The organism is Yersinia intermedia (assembly GCF_900635455.1).
GTDB lineage: Bacteria > Pseudomonadota > Gammaproteobacteria > Enterobacterales > Enterobacteriaceae > Yersinia > Yersinia intermedia.
Genome location: NZ_LR134116.1, coordinates 3,370,110 through 3,393,000, shown reverse-complemented (window position 1 = coordinate 3,393,000; position 22,891 = coordinate 3,370,110). Strand labels below are relative to the sequence as shown.

The window sequence follows — 22,891 nt, the reverse complement described above, 5'->3', positions numbered from 1 at the left end:
GCCTAACGAATGGCCGGTAAAAGCATGTAAATGAGGAAAAGTAAGGTTGTCGCAGAGTAAAACTGCGCGAGATGATCCCGCGCAGCAGCAAATAAGGAGATCGCCCCAAAAGCCATGGCGATTAAAATTCGCGGTCAGTACAGCAATGAATAAAGTTGGCGGCGATATTTGGCTGCCAGTGCATCGCCGGTGCCTAATGCGGCCAGAATATCCATGAGTGTCTTACGTGCAGTGCCATTGGCCGCAGCCAGATCTTTCTTCAGATGGCTCAGTAACAGCTCTAAAGCTTCTTCATTGCGGCCAACCTGATGCAGTTGCAGCGCTAATTGAACCGCTAGTTCGACGTTGTCAGGCTGTTCAGTCAGTTGCTGTTGTAACTGTTGGATCTCTGGGGTGTCAGCCGCTTGTTTGAGTAACTCAATCTGAGCAATCAGGCCTTGATAGCGGGTATCACGGTCTTGCAGTGGAATGGTTGCCAGCACCGCTTCAGCATCTTCACTGCGGTTCAACTGGATTTGTACTTCAGCCAGTTGCAGGCCAATTTCACTGTTTTGCCCACTCAGCGCCCAGGCGTCTTTCAACAGTGGCAGCGCTTCTTGTACGTTGCCTTCACTTAACAATTGCACGGCTTCGGCAACTTTCAACTCTTCAGGTTTCGGCAGTACCCGTTGCAACAGTTCGCGGATAACCTCTTCTGGTTGTGGCCCTTGGAAGCCATCAACCGGTTGACCGTCTTTAAACAGATAAACCGCCGGAATTGAGCGTAAACCAAACTGTGATGCCACCATCTGCTCTGCATCGCAGTCGACACGAGCCAGAATAAATTGACCAGCATACTCTGCGGCCAGTTTATCCAGCACTGGCGTCAGTTGCAGGCAATGCTGGCTGCGTTCGGACCAAAAGTAGAACAATACTGGCACGGCCATGGATTGTTCTAAGGTCTGGTGTAGGTTCGCTTCAGTAATATCAATCGTAGTAGGTGCTAGCATGAATTATTTCTCTCATCCGTTTTAACACTAGATGGGGGCAGATTATGTTGCTTCAACCCCAACTATTTTTGGATAGTCAGTTAAGCATTGCCGCGCAGGACTTTATCTAACATTCGCCCCGGTAGGATGCGGCGCAGAATGGTCAAAGCATGGGCCACTAATGTGACAGGATAGCGCAATTGTGGGCGCGGGCTTTCCAGCGCATGGCGTAATTTCGGTAGTATAGCCTGCGGGGGCAGGGTAAAGCGCTTTGCGATACCAGGATTATTGACCGGTTTATCGGCCTCGGCCTGATTTACGTTTTGTGTAAAATGGGTACTGATCGGGCCGGGTTCAATCAGACAAACATGTACACCACTGCCGTGCAGTTCCATCCGTAGTGCATCAGACCACGCTTCCAGTGCATATTTGCTGGCAGCATAAGCGCCGCGACCAGCCGTAGAAACCAACCCCATCACCGAACTGGTTTGAATTATACGCCCTTCGCCGTGGGGCAACATTGCTGGTAGGAGCAATTGCGTGAGCTGGTGGGTGCCGAATAGATTGGTGGAAAACTGCTTTTCCAACTGCTGGCGTGAAATGGTGTGCAACGGGCCATACAGGCCGAAACCACCGTTGTTAAACAGGCCGTATAAGCGCCCGCCAGTCAGTTCGATAACCTGCGCGGCAGCACGTTCCACACTGGCACTGTCATCCAAATCCAGTTCAATACCTTCCAGACCCAATTGTGTCATCTTTGCCACATCATCAGGTTTACGGCAGGCAGCCAGCACGCGATAGCCCCTGTTTTTCAAATCCTGTGCCGCAACCAGACCAATGCCGCTGGAACAACCGGTAATTAAGACTGCTTTTTGCATAACTTTACCTAGTGAGTGGTTCTATTTGTTTGAACAAATGTTATACCGTCATACTTCAAGCTGTATGTGCGTTGGCTGTGCTCAATCACCTGAATCACTTACTGATGTAAGCTCAGCGGGATTTTCTCGCTTGCCGCCTTCCTGCAACTTGAATTATTTAGCGTATATTACTTTTATTGATGTATCGCAACGAGCGGCTTGAGTTGTTGCGCCATCCAATCTGCGATGAAGGGTTGGGCCGCTGCGTTAGGGTGTAAGCCATCATCCTGCATCCACTGCGGTTTCACAGCAACAGCTTCCATAAAGAAAGGGACCAATGGAATGTTAAATTGCTGTGCCAGTTGTGGATACATCGCGGTGAAAGCATCAGTATAACGGCGACCATAGTTAGGCGGAATGCGGATTTGCATCAATAAAGGTTGGGCTTTCGCTTCCAATATCTGATTGATAATTTGTGTCAGGTCCCGTTGAATATCTTGCGTTGGAAAACCACGCAGTCCGTCATTGGCACCCAATTCTATCAGCACCCAGCGTGGCTGATGTTGTTTGAGCAAGGCGGGCAGGCGGGCCAGGCCTTGAGCGGCGGTGTCACCACTGATACTGGCGTTGACTACCTTCGGCAATGACGGTGTTCCCTGCCATGTTTTATCCAGCCGTGAAGGCCATGCTTCGGCAATCGGTAGGCGGTAACCGGCGCTTAAGCTATCGCCAAGAATTAACAGTGTATCGGTTGCGGCGGCTCGCAAACTGAATAATCCCAACAGTAAAAGGAAGGGAAGATGCCAGCGGAAAACGTTCTTGAAGTTCATCATCTTAATAAATACGTCGGCCAGGGTGAGCAACAGCTCTCCATCCTTACCGGAGTTGAGCTGGTTGTCAAACCCGCGCAGACAATTGCGCTGATTGGTGAGTCGGGTTCCGGTAAGTCAACTTTGCTGGGGATTCTGGCAGGGCTTGATGATGGCAGCAGTGGTGAGGTGAGTTTACTCGGCCAGTCTTTGACCGCCATGGATGAAGAAGGGCGCGCGCAATTACGTGCAAAAAACGTCGGCTTTGTGTTTCAGTCATTTATGTTGGTGCCCACACTCAATACGTTGGAGAACGTTCAGCTTCCTGCATTGTTGCGTGGAGAGAGCGAACGCAATAGTAAGGCCCATGCGGTGGAGTTATTAGAGCAACTTGGGTTGGGCAAACGGCTTCATCATCTGCCCGCTCAGCTATCTGGTGGTGAGCAGCAGCGAGTAGCATTGGCACGGGCCTTTAGTGGGCGGCCTAAAGTGTTATTTGCCGATGAGCCGACCGGTAATCTTGACCGCCATACCGGTGACAGAATTGCTGATTTGTTGTTTTCACTCAATCGGGATTATGACACTACACTGATTCTGGTTACCCACGATGTACAACTGGCGGGGCGTTGCCAGCGCCGCTTGCGGCTACGGGACGGCAAATTGTGGGAGGAAGTATGATTTGGCGCTGGTTTTGGCGTGAGTGGCGCTCACCCTCACTGTTAATTGTCTGGCTGGCATTAACGCTGGCGGTGGCCTGTGTGCTGGCGCTGGGTACTATCAGTGACCGTATGGAAAAAGGGCTGAGTCAGCAAAGCCGTGATTTTCTGGCCGGCGATCGGGTGCTGAGTGCAGCGCATCCGGTTCCTGACGCGTGGTTGCTGGAAGCTAAACGGCAAGGGTTGACCGTCAGTCGCCAGTTATCATTTATGACCATGACTTTCGCGGGTGATCGCCCACAACTGGCTGATGTGAAAGCCACTGATTTAGCCTATCCGCTGTATGGCAAATTAGATACGCTGCCTGTTGGCGCGGTGCTTGAACCGGGTACGGTGTTGGTGGCTCCAAGGCTGTTGTCGCTACTTGGGGTTAAGGTCGGCGATATGCTGGATGTCGGTGATACTTCACTGAAAATTGTTGGTGAAGTGATTCAGGAGCCTGATTCTGGCTTTAATCCATTCCAAACCGCGCCGCGTATTTTGATCAATCTGGCTGACGTGGAAAAGACCGGTGCGATTCAGCCGGGTAGCCGTCTGACCTATCGTTATATGTTCGCCGGCCAGCCTGATGGCGTCACCCAATTTAGTGACTGGCTCACGCCACAACTGAAACCAGAGCAGCGTTTGTACGGCTTGCAGGAGTCAGGTGGTGCACTGGGGAAATCGCTGCAACGGGCGCAGCAGTTCTTGCTGTTATCGGCACTATTGACGTTACTACTTTCGATTGCTGCCGTTGCGGTGGCGATGGGCCACTATTGCCGCAGCCGCTATGATTTAGTTGCGGTCCTGAAAACATTAGGTGCAGGGCGCAGCGCGCTGCGGCGGTTGATTATCGGTCAGTGGTTGTCAGTACTGGTGTTGGCAGGCCTGTGTGGCAGTGTGATTGGCCTCTTATTCGAGAAAGTTTTAGTTCGCTTATTGTCACCGGTATTACCGGCTGCATTGCCAGCAGCCGGTTTATGGCCATGGGTATGGTCAATGGGTTCGCTGGTATTGATTTCGTTGCTGGTGGGTGTTCGCCCCTATCGGCAATTGCTAGCGACCCAGCCGCTACGGGTTTTGCGCCGTGATGTTTCCGCGAATGTTTGGCCGCTGCGTTACTTTATTCCTGCAATGCTGGTTATCGTGATTGGCTTATTGGCATTGCTGATGGGAGGAAACGCGTTATTGTGGGCCATTCTGGCTGGCATGGTGGTATTGGCGTTATTACTGGGCGTGATTGGCTGGGGCAGCCTGGTACTGTTGCGCCGCCTGACCGTTACCCGTCTGTCATTGCGGCTGGCAATCAACCGTTTGCTACGTCAACCGTGGATGACATTAACGCAACTGGCGGCATTTTCATTATCCTTCATGCTGTTAGCGTTGTTATTGGTACTGCGTGGGGATCTGTTGGATCGTTGGCAGCAACAATTGCCGCCAGACAGCCCGAATTACTTCTTGCTGAATATGACACCGCAACAGGTGCCACAAGTAACTGAATTTCTGGCGCAACATCAGATAACGCCATCAACGTTCTACCCTATCGTGCGGGTACGGTTATCTGAAATTAACCAGCAACTGGCCACCGAGCGGGTGCGTGAAGATGAACCCGGTGGCGAAGCGGTTAACCGTGAATTGAATCTGACCTGGCAGCAAGACTTACCGGCGCACAATATTTTGACCGCCGGCCAATGGCCGCCTAAAGCCGACGAAGTGTCGATGGAACAAGGCATTGCTGACAGGCTGGGGATTAAAATCGGCGATAAGCTGACATTTAGCGGTGATACACAGTCATTCGAAGCTAAAGTTAGCAGTATTCGTCAGGTGGATTGGGAAAGCCTGCGGCCAAATTTTTATTTTATCTTCCCGCCAGGTGCATTGGATAAACAGCCACAAACCTGGCTGACCAGTTTCCGCTATCAAGGAGACGGGGAGGTGCTGACACAACTGAATCGGCAGTTCCCAACACTCAGTTTGTTGGATATTGGCGCGATGCTTAAACAGGTCGGGCAGGTGTTGCAGCAGGTGAGCCGTGCACTGGAAGTGATGGTAATACTGGTGATCATCTGTGGCACTTTGTTGCTGTTAGCGCAGGTTCAAGTAGGGATGCGTCAGCGCCGTCAGGAGCTGGTGGTTTACCGGACACTAGGCGCAAGTAAACGCTTACTGCGAGGTACCTTGTGGTGGGAGTTTGCCTTACTGGGATTGGTTGCCGGGCTGGCTGCTGCCATCGGAGCAGAGGCGGCACTGTGGGCATTGCAGCGCTTAGTGTTTGATTTCCCATGGCAGCCTAATTGGGTTATGTGGTGGCTGTTGCCGTTGGCTGGCGCGCTATTGTTGTCACTGTGTGGCGGTTGGTTAGGTGCGCGTTTGTTACAGGGAAGGGCGCTGTTCCGCAATTATGACAGTTAGCCCACTAGGGTAATCTGGCGTTGCAGTATTGCTGCAACGCCAACGATTTATGGGGCAGGCCAGATGCGTTACAGCTTATCCTGCGCCCAGATCAGCGCGTTCTGGTATTCCGCTGGTAACAACGGCGCGAGTGCGGCCAGAGCAGCACGTAATTGTGTGCCATCGGGATGGTTCAAATTCAGATGGCCTACTTTACGACCTGCGCGCACTTCTTTTTCATACCAATGCAGATGCACCAACGGCAGAGATAGCCATTTGATGTTCACTGGCGTGCCAATCAGGTTGACCATCGCTGACGGGGTGTTGACCACCGGTGTCGGTAAGGGCAGGTCCAAAATGGCACGCAGATGTAGCTCAAACTGGCTTATAGATGCGCCATTTTGCGTCCAGTGGCCGCTGTTATGCACCCGTGGTGCCAGCTCATTGATCAACAAATTGTCGCCAACGATAAAGCACTCCATGGCCATTACGCCAACATAATTCAGCTCATCCATAATGGCTGACAGCATTTTTTCAGCTTGTTGCTGTAATCTGCTATCGGGCTGTGGCAAAGCCACACTCATGCGCAGGATGCCATCTTCATGCAGATTGTGGGTTAACGGGTAAAACACCGATTTACCTTGGCTGCTGCGTGCGCCGACCAGCGAAACTTCACCGCTGAAGTTAATCCCTTGCTCAACAATACATTCACCGTAAGCATCAGTCGGTAAGGTATCCTGATCACCGGCCCGCAAACGCCACTGTCCGCGGCCGTCATAGCCACCGACTCGGCGTTTGACGATGGCCAACTCACCTAATGTTGCAAAGACCTGTGGCCATTCGCTACTACTTGCTAATAGCTGCCACGGGGCGGTTGGCAGATTCAGGCTATCGAGCAATTGCTTTTGTGTCAGGCGATCGGCCAGACGCGGGAAGATATCGCGGTTAACAAAAGCCGTGTGTGTAGCGAGCTCACGGGTTAACGCCGTTTCTGGCCAGCGCTCAATCTCAGCGGTAATCACACTGTGCTGATAAGGCACGGCTTCAGGTTCCGCATCCAAGCCCACCGGATAAACGGCAATACCCAGTGGTTCGCCAGCCTGACGCAGCATGCGCCCTAGCTGGCCATTACCTAATACGCAAACTGGTTTCATGCCTTCACCTGTAAGTCTGGTACCCGAGGATCTGGATTATCCAGCACTTCGTCAGTTTGGCTTTTGCGCCAATCAGCCAGACGATCGGCTAATTCGGCATCGTGCAATGCCAATATTTGCGCGGCCAGTAAAGCGGCATTGGCGGCACCGGCTTTACCGATAGCCAAGGTCCCCACTGGGATACCACGCGGCATTTGCACAATCGAATACAGGCTGTCGATACCACTCAGCGCAGCACTTTGTACTGGAACACCTAAAACAGGTACTAGCGTTTTTGCCGCAATCATACCCGGCAGATGTGCAGCACCACCGGCACCGGCAATTATCACCTGTAAGCCATTGGTTTGGGCCGACTCGGCAAAACTGAACAGCTTATCGGGGGTGCGGTGTGCGGAGACAACTTCCACATGAAATGGAACATTGAGCGTGGTGAGCACGTCAGCGGCGAACTGCATGGTGGCCCAGTCACTCTTGGACCCCATTACGATAGCGATTTTAACCCCGGCTGTATAAGCCGAATCGAGGTTAGCTCCCATGAGTGTAAAGCTCCTGTGATTGCACAAGCGTCGGCCAGAATGATTTTACTTAAATCGTGACTGGCGAAGAGGGCGTAGAGCATATCATGAGCCAAAGGCGAGGAAAACGGTTGCGTCGCGGCTTTTAGTGGGATTTATCGGTTTTTTATACCCACTCGCCAGATAAACCTGAAGGTCAAAATGGGAATTTAATCAACTCAACACTGTCTGCCGTGACTTTGACCATCGAACCCTCAACATGCCAGGCACCAAGAACCACACGATGGGCGGTTGTGGCGGGGAGTGCTACGGTGTGAACCGCTGGGCGATGCGTATGCCCGTGGATCATCCAACTGACGCCATTACGTTGGAAGCTATCAATCACCGCTTGTGGATTTACATCCATGATCAGCTCAGATTTGCCGCTATTGTTCTGCTGACTTTGGTTACGCATATAAGCCGCAATGCGTAAACGAAAACGCAGAGGTAGCCATAGGAACAGTTTTTGAATCAGTGGATTATGTACTCTACGACGAAAATGCTGATAGTCAGTATCATCGGTACACAGGGTATCGCCATGTAAAATAACAATTTTACGGCCATACAGTTCGACGACTTTCTCTTCCGGCAGCAGGATCATCCCGCTTTCTTGAGCAAAGCGTTTACCGAGCAAAAAATCACGATTACCGTGGATAAAGTAGCAAGGCACACCCCGTTGTTGGAGTGATTTCAGCGCAGCGGCAACTTGCCGGTACAGTGGTTCGGGGTCATCATCGCCAATCCAGGACTCGAACAGATCACCCAGGATATATAACGCATCAGCATGAATAGCTTCACGCTGTATAAAATGCAGGAAACCGGCAGTGATTGCCGGTTCCTGAACGCTAAGATGCAAATCTGCAATAAAAAGCGTGCTCATTAAGCTGTCATTATTCGCTGATAGTGACGCTTTTGATGATCACATCTTCTTTTGGCACATCTTGATGCATGCCGCTACGGCCAGTAGCAACGTTTTTGATTTTATCAACAACGTCCAGACCTTCAGTAACTTCAGCGAATACGCAGTAACCCCAACCATCCGGGCGCTCTGAACGGAAGTTCAGGAAGTCGTTGTCAGCAACGTTAATGAAAAATTGTGCAGTAGCAGAGTGCGGATCGTTGGTACGCGCCATTGCCAGGGTGCCACGGGTATTTTTCAGGCCGTTGTTAGCTTCGTTTTTGATAGTTGCATCAGTGGTTTTCTGGTTCATGCCCGGCTCAAAACCACCGCCTTGAATCATGAAACCGTCGATAACACGGTGGAAGATAGTGTTATCATAAAAGCCTTTACGGCAGTAGTTCAGGAAGTTTTCAACGGTAACCGGCGCTTTATCCGCGAAGGTATTGACGACGATATCGCCGTGATTAGTATGAAACGTGACCATAATAATGTTCCTGCTAGTGTAATAGTGTATTCACAAATGAGTCGTAACTCTTTAGACGGCTCTTATATCATAACTCTGAGATTGAGTCAGCACTCGAAACGCGAGCAAGATGTACGAAAAAGTGCTGAATCAGTGGCTGATTTACCGCATAATCTGATGATATCCTTTTATCTCCTTCGTCCTTGAGGTTGTTTGCGCTCCACCTGCAACGCCAATGACTTTGGGTATAAACCCTGCTTACCGCAAAAACAAAAACCACGGAATGTCCCGATGCTAAAGATTTTTAATACACTGAGTCGCCAAAAAGAGGAATTCAAGCCTATTCATGCCGGTAAAATTGGTATGTACGTATGCGGGATCACTATTTATGACCTGTGTCACATTGGGCATGGGCGTACTTTTGTCGCTTTCGACGTCGTGGCGCGTTATTTGCGTTATTTAGGTTACTCTTTGACGTATGTACGTAATGTTACCGATGTTGACGATAAAATCATCAAGCGTGCACTGGAAAACAATGAAAGCTGTGAGCAACTGACGACACGTATGCTGGCAGAAATGCATAAAGATTTCGATGCACTGAATCTTAAACGCCCTGATTTGGAGCCGCGTGCGACGCACCATATTCCTGAAATTATTGCACTGACCGAGCGCTTGATTGCCCGTGATCACGCTTATGTCGCATCAAATGGCGATGTGATGTTCGCTGTGGACAGTGATCCTGATTACGGTTTGCTGTCCCGTCAGGACTTGGATCAATTACAGGCCGGTGCCCGGGTTGAGGTGGCAGATGTTAAACGCAATCCGATGGATTTTGTCTTGTGGAAAATGTCTAAACCGGGTGAACCAAGTTGGGCATCACCTTGGGGGCCGGGTCGCCCTGGCTGGCATATTGAATGCTCGGCGATGAATGGCAAGCAGTTAGGCGCACATTTTGATATTCACGGCGGTGGTTCTGATTTGATGTTCCCGCACCACGAAAATGAAATTGCACAATCTACCTGTGCCCACGATGGCCCCTATGTGAACTACTGGATGCATTCCGGTATGGTGATGATTGACAAAGAAAAAATGTCTAAATCACTGAATAACTTTTTCACCATTCGTGATGTTTTGGCCTATTACGATGCTGAAACTGTGCGTTACTTCCTGATGTCTGGTCATTATCGCAGTCAGCTTAACTACAGCGAAGAGAACCTCAAACAAGCGCGTGCTTCACTGGAACGCCTGTATACCGCTCTACGTGGGACTGATGCGAATGCGACTCCTGCGGGGGGGGCAGAGTTTGAAGCGCGGTTCCGCGCGGCAATGGATGATGATTTCAATACGCCAGAAGCTTATTCGGCACTGTTTGATATCGCCCGTGAAGTAAACCGCTTAAAAACTGAAGATATTACGGCGGCAAATGGTTTAGCGGCAGAATTGCGTAAACTGGCCCATGTGCTGGGATTATTAGAGCAGGATCCAGAGCTGTTTTTACAAAGCGGCGCGCAGACTAATGATGACGAAGTGGCAAAAATAGAAGCGTTGATTAAGCAACGTAACGATGCCCGTAGCAGTAAAGATTGGGCGCTGGCCGATTCGGCCCGTGATCAGTTGAATGAGCTAGGTATTGTGCTGGAAGATGGCCCACAAGGGACGATATGGCGCCGTAAATAGCATGGTATTGGGTCGATAGATGCAATTTAGCTATCTGCATCTAAAAAAATTGCGGTTCTGGTGCTGACCAGTAACCGCATTTTTTTGCCCTTATCTCGCCATGGCAGCCTTTCGCAATAACCAGCTAGAACTCGCCTTTGCCGAGGTGATTAGGCTTTAACCTGCACTTTCATGCCTTGAAACTCAACAACCTGGTCAGCTAGGATTTTGCAGCGCTTACGCGTTTCTACATTCCCGTCGACTTTCACCTGACCATCTGCGATGGCGGCTTTAGCTGAGGCACCGCTGTCGTTCCAGCCCTGTAACTTTAATAAGTCACACAACTCGACGTGCGGGTGTTTTTCCAAATGAAAAATGTCCATTCCTGTCCTTACAATCAATTTTCGTTGATGTCGTGATATTCCTCGCAGGCTTGCAAGGTATTTTGTATCAGTGTTGCAACGGTCATCGGCCCGACGCCACCGGGAACCGGTGTAATCCAACCCGCACGCTCAACGGCGACATCAAATTCTACATCGCCGACTACTTTACCACTTTCCAGACGGTTAATGCCTACATCAATCACGATAGCACCAGGTTTAATCCATTCACCGGGAATAAAACCGGGTTTACCCACGGCAACCACCAGTAAGTCAGCATTTTCGACATGTTGGCGCAGATTTTTGGTAAAACGATGCGTGACGGTGGTAGTGCAACCGGCTAACAGCAGTTCAAGGCTCATCGGGCGGCCTACAATATTGGATGCACCGACCACAACTGCATTGAGGCCATAAGTCGAGATATTATAACGCTCCAGCAAGGTAACGATGCCGCGTGGGGTACAAGGGCGCAATTTCGGTGCGCGTTGACACAGACGACCCACGTTATACGGGTGGAAGCCATCTACGTCTTTATCAGGGTGGATACGTTCCAGCACTTTGATATTATCAATACCTGCAGGCAGTGGCAGTTGCACCAGAATCCCATCAATTTCACTATCGCCATTCAGTGAATCAATCAATGCCAGCAATTCTGCTTCCGTAGTAGTCATTGGCAGATCATAAGAACGTGAAACAAAACCGACCTCTTCGCATGCCTTACGCTTACTGGCGACATAAATTTGTGAGGCTGGGTTAACACCAACTAATACCACAGCAAGACCGGGAGCACGCTTACCGGCAGCCAAACGTTTCTGTACCAACGCAGCAACTTCATTTCTTACCTGCTGCGCAATCGTTTTACCATCAATAATTTTTGCTGACATCAGTGGAGGGATCCATCAATTAAAAAAGCGGGAATCCGCCTATTTTGTCAGAAGCGGGGCGCGCTGTCAGGCGTATAATAACGATTAATTAACGATTAAATAGCCAGATGGTAAACAGTAAGGCGAAAACCCATTGACTCGAAAGCGACTGCCCGTATAATCCAACCCGCAACTGACTACCGGCAGTGTTCTGTGCTGCGGTAAATATCAAATGCGCCCTTAGCTCAGTTGGATAGAGCAACGGCCTTCTAAGCCGTAGGTCACAGGTTCGAATCCTGTAGGGCGTACCATCTATACCTCTTCTAACGTCTATCTAAGTCTACTAATCCCTTATATAATCAGCCTCTCTGACAATTCCTAGCATCCCAACGTCTACCTACATCCACTGCAATCAACAACAAAGTGGGGGTACTATTGGGGGTATGTCTAGGTTCAATGAAGTGAGATACCCCCACATGAAACTGAACGCCCGACAGGTCGATACTGCAAAGCCAAAAGAGAAGCCCTATAAGCTATCTGATGGAGGTGGATTATTTTTGTTAGTAAAAACTACTGGTTCACGTTGTTGGCGGCTGAAGTATCGGATCGCCGGTAAAGAAAAATTGCTAGCATTTGGGGTCTATCCTGATATCACTCTTGCTGAAGCCAGAGCAAAAAGAGATGAGGCAAAGCGTATACTTGCAGTGGGCGGCGACCCTGGTGAAGAAAAGAAAGTAGAAAAACAAACCAGAAAAGTCAGCATTGATAACACGTTCGAAGCTCTAGCCAGAGAATGGCATGCCTACAAAAGGCCCAATTGGTCCAAAGGTTATGCTGATGATTTAATGGAGTCGTTCGAAAAAGACATCTTCCCTTACGTTGGCAAACGTCCAATTGCCGAAATCAAACCTCTAGAAATTCTCGAAACCCTACGCAAGTTAGAAAAGCGCGGCGTCCTCGATAAAATGCGTAAGATCCGTCAGGCATGCAGCCAAACTTTCCGTTATGCAATCGTAACTGGCAGAGCAGAGAACAATCCAGCAAGTGAACTAGCTGGCGCTCTGGCGGTTCAGAAGCACACACATTACCCCCACCTCTTAGCGAACGAGCTTCCCGCATACCTTAATGCTCTCAACGCCTATAGCGGCAGTACAGTCACTCGAATAGCAACACGACTCCTTATGCTTACCGGTGTTCGTACAACTGAACTACGGGCCGCTGAGTGGCTAGAATTTGACTTGGACAAAGCCGTCTGGGAAGTTCCCACCGCCAGAATGAAAATGCGTCGTCCTCACTTGGTTCCCTTATCAGAGCAAGTTTTGGCATTACTGCGTCAATTACATGAGATTACTGGGCGATTTAAACTGGTATTCCCCGGTCGTAATGACAGCTTAAAGCCAATGAGCGAAGCCAGTATTAATCAGGTTATAAAGCGTATTGGTTATCATGGCAAAGCCACTGGTCACGGTTTCCGGCACACTATGAGTACCATTTTGCATGAGCAGGGGTTTAATACTGCGTGGATAGAAACACAGTTGGCCCACGTCGATAAGAACAGTATTCGTGGCACCTATAATCACGCTCAGTATCTTGATGGCCGCAGGGAAATGCTTCAGTGGTATGCCGACTATATGGATAGTCTGGAACGTCAGTCAAAAGATTAGTTATTGAGTAAAATTCTTCCGTGAGGAATAAAAAAGGGTCGGTTCAGTAGGTTCAGTCGGTTCAATATTTTAGTTTATTGATTTATAAGTTAATTAATTCATTTTTTGAACCGACCCTGAACCGACTTTAGGCCGTTTGAACCGACTCTAATCGCGTTATCTCCCGAAAATCTTGCTTTCTCTCAGCTAAATCACCCTAAATCTGTAATCGATAAGCCGAAATTTTTCACCACAGTGTGATGTGAAAATGTGAAGTGATGCCGTGCATTGGTAATATTAGGTGCTGGACAAGTAAACAGTAGTGTTCTACAGTAAGTAATAGTAGATGTTCTTTAAAAGTTAGCGCTGAAAAGCGTAACTAATCGAGCGCTGAGAAGTGCAAACTCGATAGAGCAGTGAAGATGTGTATTGTTCTTTAAATAATGGACGTCAGTCCTACGTCGCTGCAAAGCGAAACGCTCTTTAAAATTGTGTGAAGCCCCCTAACTCACGAAGTTCCTTTAAATACAATTTATTTGTATATATTGGTAATCAAGCTGGGAGCTTTCACATGTTAGTATTTGTCAGCGAAAGTCGTCGACACCGTAACGTTTTTTAAAGCTATGTTAAGTAATATTCATTAATTCGCATGTTAATGGTACATGCCGCCCATATCGGCTAGTATCAAGTAATGGGTAATACATATATAATATTATTTAGTTAATCTATTTTGCGTGGTTCTATCACCGAGATGTGGCGGATATTGATTTTCAATCGCATGTACTTTAACACTACTAACTGGGATGTTTCGTCCCTTCCAATTAATGTAATACCGCTCTTTAATAAATCCGGCTCGCTCTGCCGCTTGCGGAGCACCTCAAACCATATTAATGGCCTTGCAGGGGTTCGCATTTACCGCAGTAGTGACTCGAAAGCTAACGAAGTTTAGTTAGTCGATAATTAGTAAATATGGTCGTATGCCGAGAGGTGTACAACACTCTAATAAAGTTTGTATCTATTCCAAAAATCTAAAGCTACCTTCATAAACCGCACATGATTTCATGTTGTGGGTTTTGTTGTACCAAAAATTTGAAAAAATAGTCCTTCCAGTCGGTTGGGCTTTTTTTATGTCAAAAATTCATGAATAAGAGGTGAAAATGTCCCAATCATTAATTCGCTTATCAGAAGTCCAACGCCGTACTGGTTACAGTAAGGCTTGGCTTTACCGCCTCATCAGCCAGAATCGTTTTCCTCAATCGATTAAGATCGGTACCCGTTCTATTGCCTTCGTTGAAAGCGAAATTGACGAGTGGATCAATCAACGTATTGCTGAGTCACGCAAGGAGGTCGCCTAATTAAGCATATAGGGTGTGCATTTGTTGCGTGTATTTGCGTTAGGTTTAATCCAGCATTTGATTTCCATCGCTACAACTATCAAGCGATTTAACGAAGAGTAATTAAACATGAAAAAATTAAATGCCTTAATTGGCAGTACCCAAACTCAGCCTAAAATCGTACTCAGCGGTATTAAAGTTAATGGTTTGCCTATCGAGTTTGTTGATCAATGGACAGAGTATTGGACTAAACAAAGTTTCGCTATTTCAGTACCTGCCAATATTCGTCGCCAGTATTACCCCGATGATTCAGCGTTCAGTATCGCCATGCGCAAAGCCGGTTATATTCCGGTTCGTACTCGAAAGCTGACAGGGAGGGATGGGCGTTTCTGGCTGTACCGTGTAACTGGCAAAGATAAGGGGGTTGTCGCACCAGTTTCCGCTAATAGCAAGGATTGCAGCCCATTTGTGCAGGTGTCACACAAGCCACGATATGGTTATAACGAGGTCGCTTTAGATGGAAAGTTACTCCATGTCTATGGCGACCACATCCGTTTACTGACTAAAAAGCGGGTTCGTGTGAATGGTAAGCAGGTTCAGGGCTACACAGCTAAAGGTCTGCGTGTAGAGGTGGTGGCATGATGCCCACAACTCAAGCCGCCACCCTGAACCGACTATCTTTGAGCGAGTCGCATACTAAACACCGCAATCCACCGAGTTTACCGGCACACCGTAACCCGTTGATTAAACTTAATTGTGCTGAAATGGAGCAATCGGCTAACTCATTGATTCTTGCACAAACCTGTCGCGCAGGAAGTGGGGCTAACTTATTGATTCTTTCGAGGAACGCACAGTCCGTTTGTCGGGAAATCAAAGGCGAACAGTGTTCGGGTTCGGCTGAAAATTACCGTTACTCAGGTTCGTCCGAATATAAACATTGCTTAGGTTCGGTAGTCATTCGAAACGGATGTAACAATGAAAATCAGCAAGTTACAGGCAAAGAAAAGGGAGGTACTGAGAATACCGCCCTTTGTGGTTATGGTTTTTTCCATCATGAGGAAAATCAACATGTTGCAGCATGGCATGTTCGTACATGCGAAACTTTCGTAGGTCACAGAGTTACTGTGAGTAAGCCTGTTCAGCCCTCTGGTGCTTCTTTGGCCTTCTTGCGTTGCTCACCCTTGAGTTTGCGGCCACAGGCATCGAGTACCCATGCGGAAAAGTTAACTGTGGGGTTATCTTCTTTTTCTCGTTCTACGCTTGCGTCAATCTGGTCAATAAGTTCATGGGGAAAGCGTATCCCCTTTGTCGCTGACTTATTATTTTTTGCTCTTGTTGCCATTAAACGCTCTCCTTTAAGTGTTATGACACCTTACACTAATCTTGAAAGGAAAAAAAGAGTTGACGTGCCCCAACACTTGGCGCTAATGTGCCCTAACACCTTACTTACTCATGGTGTAAAAAAGGCAACGCCTCAGAGTGCTACCAACACTGCTGAGGCGTCTAACCACAATGTAAATGAGGCTTACACTATGGCATTACAACATAGTACCCAAACTCGCCCTAAATTTCAGTATCTCTTTCTCGCCGTGTGCCGTTCTGACTTGAACGCTAAACCGCACCGTGAATCAGTAACTGCCCATTCTGAACAAGATGCCCGCCGCTCTCTGGCTGGTCAGTTCATACTTTCCTTTGCTGGTCGCATTCCTGCACAGGGGGTATGCAATGCTTAAAAAATACCGTGTTGAATTTAGCGCATTAGACGCTGCTGGTGGTGATCTCAAACTGTCATGGTGTGGTGAAGCTGAAAACCTTGATAAAGCATCAGCCACTGTTCTCTTGGGGGCTACAGAGCGCCGGTTAAGCAACGTTCAGATCACCAGCATCATGCAGCTCCTTGATGAGGATGATATCTACCCACCTTCATACAAAGAAACTCAAGCCCTGATTGCTGAACTGATGGGCAGCCATGGTAAGCCAATCCCTGACACCAGCGAGAATGTATCCCGCACTCGTTTATTACGCGTCAAAGAAGGTCTGCTTCATTTGCTGACAGTTGTTATTCCTCTGATTGAGAACGAGCAGCAACGGTTGCAAGTGTATTGGTGGACTGAGGCGGCACATAACATCGTGCGGTTTGAAGAGCATGACGCGAAAAATGAGCAGGGGGTGTGCAATGACTGAACATTACGAAAGACGTATAGGCAGGCTCTGTCGCAAGCTAGCTCACGCGTATCTTAGCCATCTCCTGAAAGACAGCGGAAGACCGGTGGCTTATGTCAACACTGAAGATGGTCGTCGGGTATCAATCACGCTTGATGTTGACTCAACAGCAATCTGCATCTGGAAAGGTCTGGTTATTCCCGCAGAGAGGCAATATCTAGGGAAGATGGGGAAGTCGTTCGCCATCCATATGCTGACTATTTGTTTTGCTGATGAAGAGATCAGTGCTGAAGGACTGGATGTGATGAAAAACGTCCTTGCTGATGGTGTCGCGTCATTTTATGCCCGGGAGAAAAACTGATATGGCTAATAAAACTGAACTGGCAATGGTTGCGGCCAAAGATTTGCAGGTTATTGAGTATCGTGGGCAGCGCGTGGCAACTACTGAGCAGCTTGCGGCTGGGTATGGCACAACAGCGATCCGTATCCAGCAAAATCACCATGAAAATAAATCCCGTTTTGTTGAGGGTAAACACTTCTTCAAAGTAGTTGGTACTGAACTCAACAATTTGCGACTAGTTTTAAGCGAGCTGCAAATCTCGCCAAAAACACGCTCACTTATGCTCTGGACTGAGCGCGGTGCTGCCAATCACGCGAAGATGTTAGAAACGGATCAGGCGTGGGAATACTACAACGACCTCACCGAGTTTTATTTTACTCGACGTGGTGCGTTACCTGCACCTGCAACGACTCCCGACCTCAGTCGTTTGGAAATTCTTCAGTTGGCTATCGACTCCGAGCAAGGCCGTTTAGCTGAAAAGCAACGCGCCGACAAAGCCATTCGCACCAAAGGTCAGATTAGCCGTAAACGTGAAGCCAGCGCCCTCGGCAAACTAAGTGCAGCCACTCGCAAATGTCGTGTACTGGAAGAGCGGCTGGGGGAAAGTACAAAGCATGCCACGGTGAAAGCTGTAGAAAATGTGACTCATCAGAAGTTTGCGTGGCATCCGTTGCGGAAATGGTGTTTTGAGAATGGCTTTAAACCTGAGATTGTGCCGGATCCACAGTATGGCTCTGTAAAATCATGGCCTCGCGAAGCATGGCTGGCAGTACATAGCATCAATCTGTCCGATGTTATGGGGGTGACTCATGGATAAATTAGCGCCCTGCGAAGTTTCCGATCTTCTCAGTGAAATTGCTTCAATTTTAAAAGTCAGTTCAATGCTAATTGCTAGTGAGGATGGTAACGACACGGGTTATGAACTTCTTTGGATCGCTCAGGAACGCGCTGAAAAAGCGGCGAAAAATATTAAGGGGGTGAATTATGGGCCAGCCACAGCCAAATGATCGTTACAAAGACAGTCATGGCTCATTGGTCACTGTCGATTCCGTTGCCTTTAATCGCGTTACCTTTAGCCGTGACGGATATTCATCGCCCTGCATTATGCCACTGGCGCGGTTCGTTGCTGAATTTACCTTTATTGGGAGAGCATAACCATGAAAGCCAATGAATCAGTACCTCTGGATATTGCCACGCATAAGGCTGGTCAATTAAATGCTCTCTTGCTGTTGATGTTTGAATCCAATGTTGAATTAGATACTACTGACGAAAAGGAATTACTAGGTCTAGCACTGGATCTCGCCGGGCCAGTTGCGGTTCATTTGCTTGAGCGGGAGGCCGGACAAAATGGAGCGCCTTGATAAAGCCAATAGCTAAATGCCCTGTATTTAATTAGTTAGCATTCCAACATCTCAAAAATGACAGCCATCAGGCTGGGGACTCGCTCGGCCTGATGAAAGGAAAGGATATATTTATGACGAACCTGAATCATTCAATCGAATTAAATCGTAAACATATTGCAGTGGCATTTATCGCTTATTGTCAGAAACGAAATAGAGGCGAATCCATTGCCAATGTCATTATTAATTCTAGAAAGGTTGTTGTTCTGGAAAATTTAACTGAGGCAGCAATTTGTAATTGCCTTATTCATTCTTTGGAAGTGCTTTGTTTTCAGGAATTCGGGCGTGATGACGGCTCGCGGATTCTTGTGGAAACCTACACTCAGATGCTGAGTAAGGATAACAGTAAATTGACACCGCACGGCGTCGAGACAATGACGGAAGTCATGAAGGCTACAGTCGTAGAGACTTTGGCTAATCCTCACGATAACCGGCATGGGCTGGTATTCAGTCAGGACGGTGCAGCATGAAGCCATCCATCGACATGATCCGTGAAGTTACGGCTCAGGCTACCAACCGTTGGCGCGATATTCTTGGTTACCTCGGTATTGATGTACCGGAACGACCTCGCGACCATTCTGCTTGTCCGGCATGTGGCGGCAAAGACAGATTCCGATTTGATGATCAGGATGGACGTGGGACCCATTTCTGTAATCAGTGTGGTGCCGGTGATGGGCTTGAGCTGGTACAGAAAGTTAAGCAATGCACCTCCACTGAGGCGGCGGTCATGGTAGCAGATGCACTGGGAATGGATCCCGACTCGCGAGTGTCTGCGACGGTACCTGCTAAATCTGTAAAACAGCCGGTACAACCCAGTATCCCGATAGCGGATAAGGTTGCGGAGCTGGTGGCGAAAACGGTACCTGGCGAATCTCAGTACCTACTTAATAAGGGGCTTCCAAGCCCCCCTCAAGCCTTATTGAGTGACGGTTCTTTGCTGCTGGTACTGCAAACAATGGAGGGCGTAGTAAAGGGTGCGCAGGTGATTAAGCCTGATGGCACCAAACGACTGATATCCGGCACCATCAAGAAAGGTTCGTTCATTCCTGTGAGGCTTCCAACTGCTCTGGATGATGATCCGATTGTCACGGTGTTAATTGCAGAGGGTAACGCAACCGGCGTTACAGTTTCGTTACTGAGTGATGGGGTTGTGCTGGCCGCTATTGATGAAGGGAACCTGATCCATATAGCGAAAGCCAGCCGGGAACGTTGGCCTGATGCGAAAATTATCATTGCTGCTGATAACGATCTTAAACCCGGTGAAAAGAATGTCGGGAAAGAATCTGCTGAGAAAGCGGCTACCGCGGTGAATGGCTGGGTTGCCTTACCACCGACAGACCATAAAGCCGACTGGGATGATTATCGTCAGCAGTATGGACTGGATGCGAGTATTACCGCGTTTGCTGATTCTCTATATCAACCACATATTTTGGCAGAAGAGGAGCCTCCGGTAGCGGAGCCTCAGGATGTCAGGCGTCCATATGTTGATGAGCGTAAAGGGGGCATGTATTGGGTTGAACCCAAACTGGATAAAAGTAACGGCAATATTACGGAAAGAGAAAGCTGGCTGAGTGACCCGATATCAGTTGCGGGGATAGGTGAAGACGATAACGAGCGGTATCTGATCCTCTCCTGGACGCCGGAGGGTAACAGTACCGAACGTTCAGAAGCTTTACCCATGCGTGACATTGGCGAGCGGGAAGGCTGGTCGCGGCTGCGGGCTGGTGGTTTATCTATCACAGCCAAGAGTGGATTACGGGCAATACTGGCGGACTATCTGCAACGCAGTGGAGAACGGCAGCTTTGGACGGTTGCCAATGCTACTGGCTGGCAATGTGGTGCATACATTATGCCCGATGGTTCGGTGATTGGGTCGCCTGCAACCCCTGTACTCTTTAATGGCCGTTCATCGGCGGCAAAAGGCTATACCACTAAAGGCACGCCAGAGAGTTGGCGCAGCAATGTTGCAAAACTTGCTCGAGGAAACCCCTCCATGATGCTGGGTATTGCCTGTGCTTTTGCTGCTCCGCTCATTGGTCTGGCTGGTGCGGATGGTTTTGGTGTTCATTTATTCGGTGGCTCCTCCGCGGGTAAAACCACGACGGGTAACGCGGCTACCACTGTTTATGGTGAACCCGAAGCGCTGAAACTGACGTGGTACTCAACAGCATTGGGCTTGGTAAATGAGGCTGCGGCGCACAATGACGGTTTTATGCCACTGGATGAGATAGGGCAAGGCAGCAATAAACGCGCAGTTGCTGATGCTGCTTACGCTTTGTTTAACGGAGTTGGCAAAATTCAGGGGGCCAAGGAGGGCGGTAATCGGGATGTGAAACGCTGGCGAGCAATGGCATTCAGTACAGGTGAAATCGACCTTGAGAGTTATATCCGAGCTGATGGAGGCAAGGTAAACGCTGGCCAACTGGTTCGGCTCTTAAATGTGCCTATCACCAAAGCAACTGAATACCATGGTTTCAAGGACGGTAAAGCCCATGCAGATGCTATGCGAGATGCTTGTAAAGACCACTACGGTGCGGTAGGGCGGGCATGGATTAAGTGCTTAGCCAGCCAGAAAGAGGTAGCAGCGCAAGCTGTCAGGGATGCGGAACGTCGGTGGATAGCATTATTACCCGATGAAGCCAGTGAGCAGGTACGCCGTGTTGCATCGAGGTTCGCCATACTGGAAGCCGCTTTGCTACTTTCCAAACACCTTACCAGTTGGAATGAACAAGAGTGTCGTGATGCTTTACAACATGGCTTTAATGCATGGGTTAATGATTTTGGTATGGGTAACCGTGAATCAAAAGCATGGGCGGAACAGGCTGAGTCTTTCTTGCAACGCTTCGGTTATAGCCGTTATTTACCACACCCTGAGACGGATCCGCGAGATTTACCAATAAAGGATTTAGCGGGGTATCGGGAGAAAAAGCAGGGACTCGACACATTGGTATTCCATACCTTCCCGTCGGTGTTTCGCGACGAGATAGCCGTAGGTGCTAATGCAGTGGCTTTTGCTCAGGTTCTGGCAGATGCCGGTATGTTGGATAAACCGAGCAAGGGGATCACCAAGAAAACGCTCAGAATTGACGGTAAGCAACCCCGTTTTGTGGTGCTCATGATGCCAGATGATTTGGAGGAATAAGCAGATTCCCTCCATTTGAACTGACCTGAATCGGATTAATCATTCTCTCTGGTGGGGTATTACACCAATGCCCTGACAGAGAGTAAAAGAATACAGGGTATGCATATCATGAGAATGACAAAAGAATTACGTGCTGAGGTATTTCGGCTTAAACAATCAGGCATCGGTTATAAACGGATAGCCGATATGACTAATTTGAATTTGAGCACGGTCAAACGCGCCTGTAAGCGGTCGGGGTTATTTGCTGATAATCCCGAGCATACAGCGATGTTTGAGATACCAGAGAAGCAATACAGCACCGCACTTATAGTGCCAAAGCCGTTACCTGTACAGCGGCGTATTACGGGAGACAGGCAGACCGACGCCTATTTATGGGTGTTGGAAGTTATCAATACCGGTGTGCCTGGACATATTGCAGCGGCAGAGGAAGCTTTGCACAAACTGACTATCTCCCCCAAAGATGCTCGTGATAATTACACTCGTTATTTGGAAGCGAATGGTGCGGGATGGACTGCCAGTTTTTCGACAATGATGATGGGCGACCCACAGCATTATATCGACCGAGCCAGAACACAATATTCCCGCGCAGCAGAGGTCAGGGGTACATTTGGCAGCTATGAGGCAGCACTGGAGCCTACTAGAGCCGAACAACTCATGGAGATGGTCTGTGGTGATATTTATGATAATGATTTTGGCTGGACACCTGAGGAAAAAAAGAAGGGATGTATTGAGGGTAAGCGAGTTACTGATGTATGGGACCTGCGAGCGCAAGCGTCAAAGGGGTTCGCTGGGGTTTTACCAGAACCTCATACACTGTCTGATGTTGTAAGAGAATTTCAGTATTGGCAATGGTTATATACGGTGCGTAATGCTGCTTGCAAAGAAATGGACCCTGGTGGATATGGTTATGATTGTGAGGGGCCTATATCTGACCGTGAAACCTATCTTGATAAGAAGCTTGAAATCATCCGTCCTCGCCATCAACGAGAGGCACTGGAGGTATTGAAATGGTATTTGCAAAGTGAGCGACATCAGAGTTTTTCAGGTTCAGATAATGATGCGGTATATCTGAATTTGATAGGCGTGCATGAGTGCGTATAGGGGATGCAAAAGCAGAAGCATTGGAATAGACGGGGATCTGGTGATGAATGCACCGCTAAGAATTAACTTTGTTAAAT

At 48.6% G+C, this 22,891-nt stretch carries 26 protein-coding genes and 1 tRNA gene; 17 read left to right on the top strand and 10 right to left on the bottom strand.

The genetic code is table 11. The features are described from left to right. Nucleotides 1–134 precede the first annotated feature (134 nt). From EL015_RS15655 to tesA, 3 genes are all read right to left on the bottom strand, one after another. Nucleotides 135–989, bottom strand: a complete 855-nt coding sequence (locus EL015_RS15655) for a co-chaperone YbbN (RefSeq protein WP_032905626.1) — start codon at nt 987–989, stop codon at nt 135–137. Nucleotides 990–1,069: 80 nt separating this feature from the next. Continuing rightward, complete coding sequence (locus EL015_RS15650; protein WP_005182395.1) at nt 1,070–1,846, bottom strand: SDR family oxidoreductase; 777 nt, start codon at nt 1,844–1,846, stop codon at nt 1,070–1,072. A gap of 173 nt (nt 1,847–2,019) precedes the next feature. Continuing rightward, nucleotides 2,020–2,655 carry a multifunctional acyl-CoA thioesterase I/protease I/lysophospholipase L1 gene (tesA, locus tag EL015_RS15645; RefSeq protein ID WP_032905627.1) on the bottom strand — a complete coding sequence of 212 codons (636 nt, stop codon included), beginning with the start codon at nt 2,653–2,655 and terminating at the stop codon, nt 2,020–2,022. Here tesA and ybbA point away from each other — a divergent pair. Together ybbA and ybbP are read left to right on the top strand one after the other, a co-directional pair. After that, nucleotides 2,626–3,312 carry a putative ABC transporter ATP-binding protein YbbA gene (ybbA, locus tag EL015_RS15640; RefSeq protein ID WP_005182403.1) on the top strand — a complete coding sequence of 229 codons (687 nt, stop codon included), beginning with the start codon at nt 2,626–2,628 and terminating at the stop codon, nt 3,310–3,312. The two genes, tesA and ybbA, sit on opposite strands and share 30 nt — an antisense overlap. After that, nucleotides 3,309–5,741, top strand: coding sequence for a putative ABC transporter permease subunit YbbP (gene ybbP / locus EL015_RS15635; RefSeq protein WP_032905628.1), 2,433 nt, complete (start codon nt 3,309–3,311; stop codon nt 5,739–5,741). Before ybbA ends, ybbP begins: the two co-directional genes overlap by 4 nt. A gap of 68 nt (nt 5,742–5,809) precedes the next feature. Here the strand turns inward: ybbP and purK are convergent, their stop codons facing one another. The 4 genes from purK to ppiB all read right to left on the bottom strand — a co-directional run bounded on the left by purK (nt 5,810) and on the right by ppiB (nt 8,813). Next, on the bottom strand, nt 5,810–6,874 hold the full coding sequence (purK, locus tag EL015_RS15630) for a 5-(carboxyamino)imidazole ribonucleotide synthase (protein ID WP_032905629.1): 1,065 nt from the start codon (nt 6,872–6,874) through the stop codon (nt 5,810–5,812). Beyond that, a complete protein-coding gene (gene purE / locus EL015_RS15625) occupies nt 6,871–7,410 on the bottom strand; it encodes a 5-(carboxyamino)imidazole ribonucleotide mutase (protein WP_005182416.1) in 540 nt (179 codons plus the stop codon). The genes purK and purE overlap by 4 nt, the downstream gene beginning before the upstream one ends. Before the next feature lie 175 nt (nt 7,411–7,585). Further along, nucleotides 7,586–8,308 carry a UDP-2,3-diacylglucosamine diphosphatase gene (locus EL015_RS15620; protein WP_005182417.1) on the bottom strand — a complete coding sequence of 241 codons (723 nt, stop codon included), beginning with the start codon at nt 8,306–8,308 and terminating at the stop codon, nt 7,586–7,588. Nucleotides 8,309–8,318: 10 nt separating this feature from the next. Then, nucleotides 8,319–8,813, bottom strand: coding sequence for a peptidylprolyl isomerase B (gene ppiB, locus EL015_RS15615; protein WP_005182430.1), 495 nt, complete (start codon nt 8,811–8,813; stop codon nt 8,319–8,321). Between the two features lie 270 nt (nt 8,814–9,083). On the opposite strand from ppiB, the gene cysS reads away from it, so the two are divergent. After that, nucleotides 9,084–10,469 carry a cysteine--tRNA ligase gene (gene cysS, locus EL015_RS15610; RefSeq protein ID WP_005182433.1) on the top strand — a complete coding sequence of 462 codons (1,386 nt, stop codon included), beginning with the start codon at nt 9,084–9,086 and terminating at the stop codon, nt 10,467–10,469. Between the two features lie 149 nt (nt 10,470–10,618). Here cysS and ybcJ read toward each other — a convergent pair whose 3' ends face one another. Further along, entirely contained in the window at nt 10,619–10,831 is a 213-nt protein-coding gene (ybcJ, locus tag EL015_RS15605; RefSeq protein ID WP_005182436.1) for a ribosome-associated protein YbcJ, read from the bottom strand. Nucleotides 10,832–10,845: 14 nt separating this feature from the next. Next, nucleotides 10,846–11,712: a bifunctional methylenetetrahydrofolate dehydrogenase/methenyltetrahydrofolate cyclohydrolase FolD gene (folD, locus tag EL015_RS15600; RefSeq protein WP_005182439.1), complete on the bottom strand. Its 867-nt coding sequence runs from the start codon at nt 11,710–11,712 to the stop codon at nt 10,846–10,848. Between the two features lie 213 nt (nt 11,713–11,925). Between folD and EL015_RS15595 the strand changes: the two genes are divergently transcribed. From EL015_RS15595 to EL015_RS15580, 4 genes are all read left to right on the top strand, one after another. Then, nucleotides 11,926–12,002: transfer RNA gene (locus EL015_RS15595), tRNA-Arg, on the top strand. 165 nt (nt 12,003–12,167) lie between these two features. Continuing rightward, nucleotides 12,168–13,355, top strand: a complete 1,188-nt coding sequence (locus EL015_RS15590) for a tyrosine-type recombinase/integrase (protein ID WP_005182448.1) — start codon at nt 12,168–12,170, stop codon at nt 13,353–13,355. A 1,136-nt stretch (nt 13,356–14,491) separates the two neighbouring features. Then, the gene (locus tag EL015_RS15585; RefSeq protein ID WP_032905631.1) at nt 14,492–14,689 is read left to right on the top strand and encodes a helix-turn-helix transcriptional regulator; all 198 of its coding nucleotides are present in this window, start codon (nt 14,492–14,494) and stop codon (nt 14,687–14,689) included. Nucleotides 14,690–14,797: 108 nt separating this feature from the next. Then, nucleotides 14,798–15,310, top strand: coding sequence for a hypothetical protein (locus EL015_RS15580; RefSeq protein ID WP_050413727.1), 513 nt, complete (start codon nt 14,798–14,800; stop codon nt 15,308–15,310). Nucleotides 15,311–15,806: 496 nt separating this feature from the next. Here the strand turns inward: EL015_RS15580 and EL015_RS15575 are convergent, their stop codons facing one another. Then, entirely contained in the window at nt 15,807–16,010 is a 204-nt protein-coding gene (locus EL015_RS15575; protein WP_032905633.1) for a YlcI/YnfO family protein, read from the bottom strand. Nucleotides 16,011–16,032: 22 nt separating this feature from the next. Here EL015_RS15575 and EL015_RS22100 point away from each other — a divergent pair, with 22 nt between their 5' ends. From EL015_RS22100 to EL015_RS15525, 10 genes are all read left to right on the top strand, one after another. Continuing rightward, nucleotides 16,033–16,401 (top strand): host cell division inhibitor Icd-like protein, encoded by a 369-nt coding sequence (locus EL015_RS22100; protein ID WP_338419032.1) that lies wholly within the window; start codon nt 16,033–16,035, stop codon nt 16,399–16,401. Continuing rightward, nucleotides 16,394–16,852 (top strand): hypothetical protein, encoded by a 459-nt coding sequence (locus EL015_RS21965; protein ID WP_241971662.1) that lies wholly within the window; start codon nt 16,394–16,396, stop codon nt 16,850–16,852. The genes EL015_RS22100 and EL015_RS21965 overlap by 8 nt, the downstream gene beginning before the upstream one ends. A gap of 85 nt (nt 16,853–16,937) precedes the next feature. After that, entirely contained in the window at nt 16,938–17,192 is a 255-nt protein-coding gene (locus EL015_RS15560) for a hypothetical protein (RefSeq protein ID WP_005182458.1), read from the top strand. Between the two features lies 1 nt (nt 17,193). Further along, a complete protein-coding gene (locus tag EL015_RS15555) occupies nt 17,194–17,988 on the top strand; it encodes an ORF6N domain-containing protein (protein WP_005182459.1) in 795 nt (264 codons plus the stop codon). Continuing rightward, nucleotides 17,981–18,178, top strand: coding sequence for a hypothetical protein (locus tag EL015_RS15550; RefSeq protein WP_032905635.1), 198 nt, complete (start codon nt 17,981–17,983; stop codon nt 18,176–18,178). Before EL015_RS15555 ends, EL015_RS15550 begins: the two co-directional genes overlap by 8 nt. After that, nucleotides 18,156–18,326 (top strand): DUF4222 domain-containing protein, encoded by a 171-nt coding sequence (locus tag EL015_RS15545; RefSeq protein ID WP_032905636.1) that lies wholly within the window; start codon nt 18,156–18,158, stop codon nt 18,324–18,326. Before EL015_RS15550 ends, EL015_RS15545 begins: the two co-directional genes overlap by 23 nt. A gap of 2 nt (nt 18,327–18,328) precedes the next feature. Then, nucleotides 18,329–18,532 carry a hypothetical protein gene (locus EL015_RS15540; protein WP_032905637.1) on the top strand — a complete coding sequence of 68 codons (204 nt, stop codon included), beginning with the start codon at nt 18,329–18,331 and terminating at the stop codon, nt 18,530–18,532. A gap of 113 nt (nt 18,533–18,645) precedes the next feature. Continuing rightward, complete coding sequence (locus EL015_RS15535; RefSeq protein WP_032898470.1) at nt 18,646–19,041, top strand: hypothetical protein; 396 nt, start codon at nt 18,646–18,648, stop codon at nt 19,039–19,041. Beyond that, nucleotides 19,038–21,713 carry a TOPRIM and DUF927 domain-containing protein gene (locus EL015_RS15530; RefSeq protein WP_032905638.1) on the top strand — a complete coding sequence of 892 codons (2,676 nt, stop codon included), beginning with the start codon at nt 19,038–19,040 and terminating at the stop codon, nt 21,711–21,713. The genes EL015_RS15535 and EL015_RS15530 overlap by 4 nt, the downstream gene beginning before the upstream one ends. 99 nt (nt 21,714–21,812) lie before the next feature. After that, nucleotides 21,813–22,814: a hypothetical protein gene (locus EL015_RS15525; RefSeq protein ID WP_415844009.1), complete on the top strand. Its 1,002-nt coding sequence runs from the start codon at nt 21,813–21,815 to the stop codon at nt 22,812–22,814. Nucleotides 22,815–22,891: the final 77 nt, after the last annotated feature.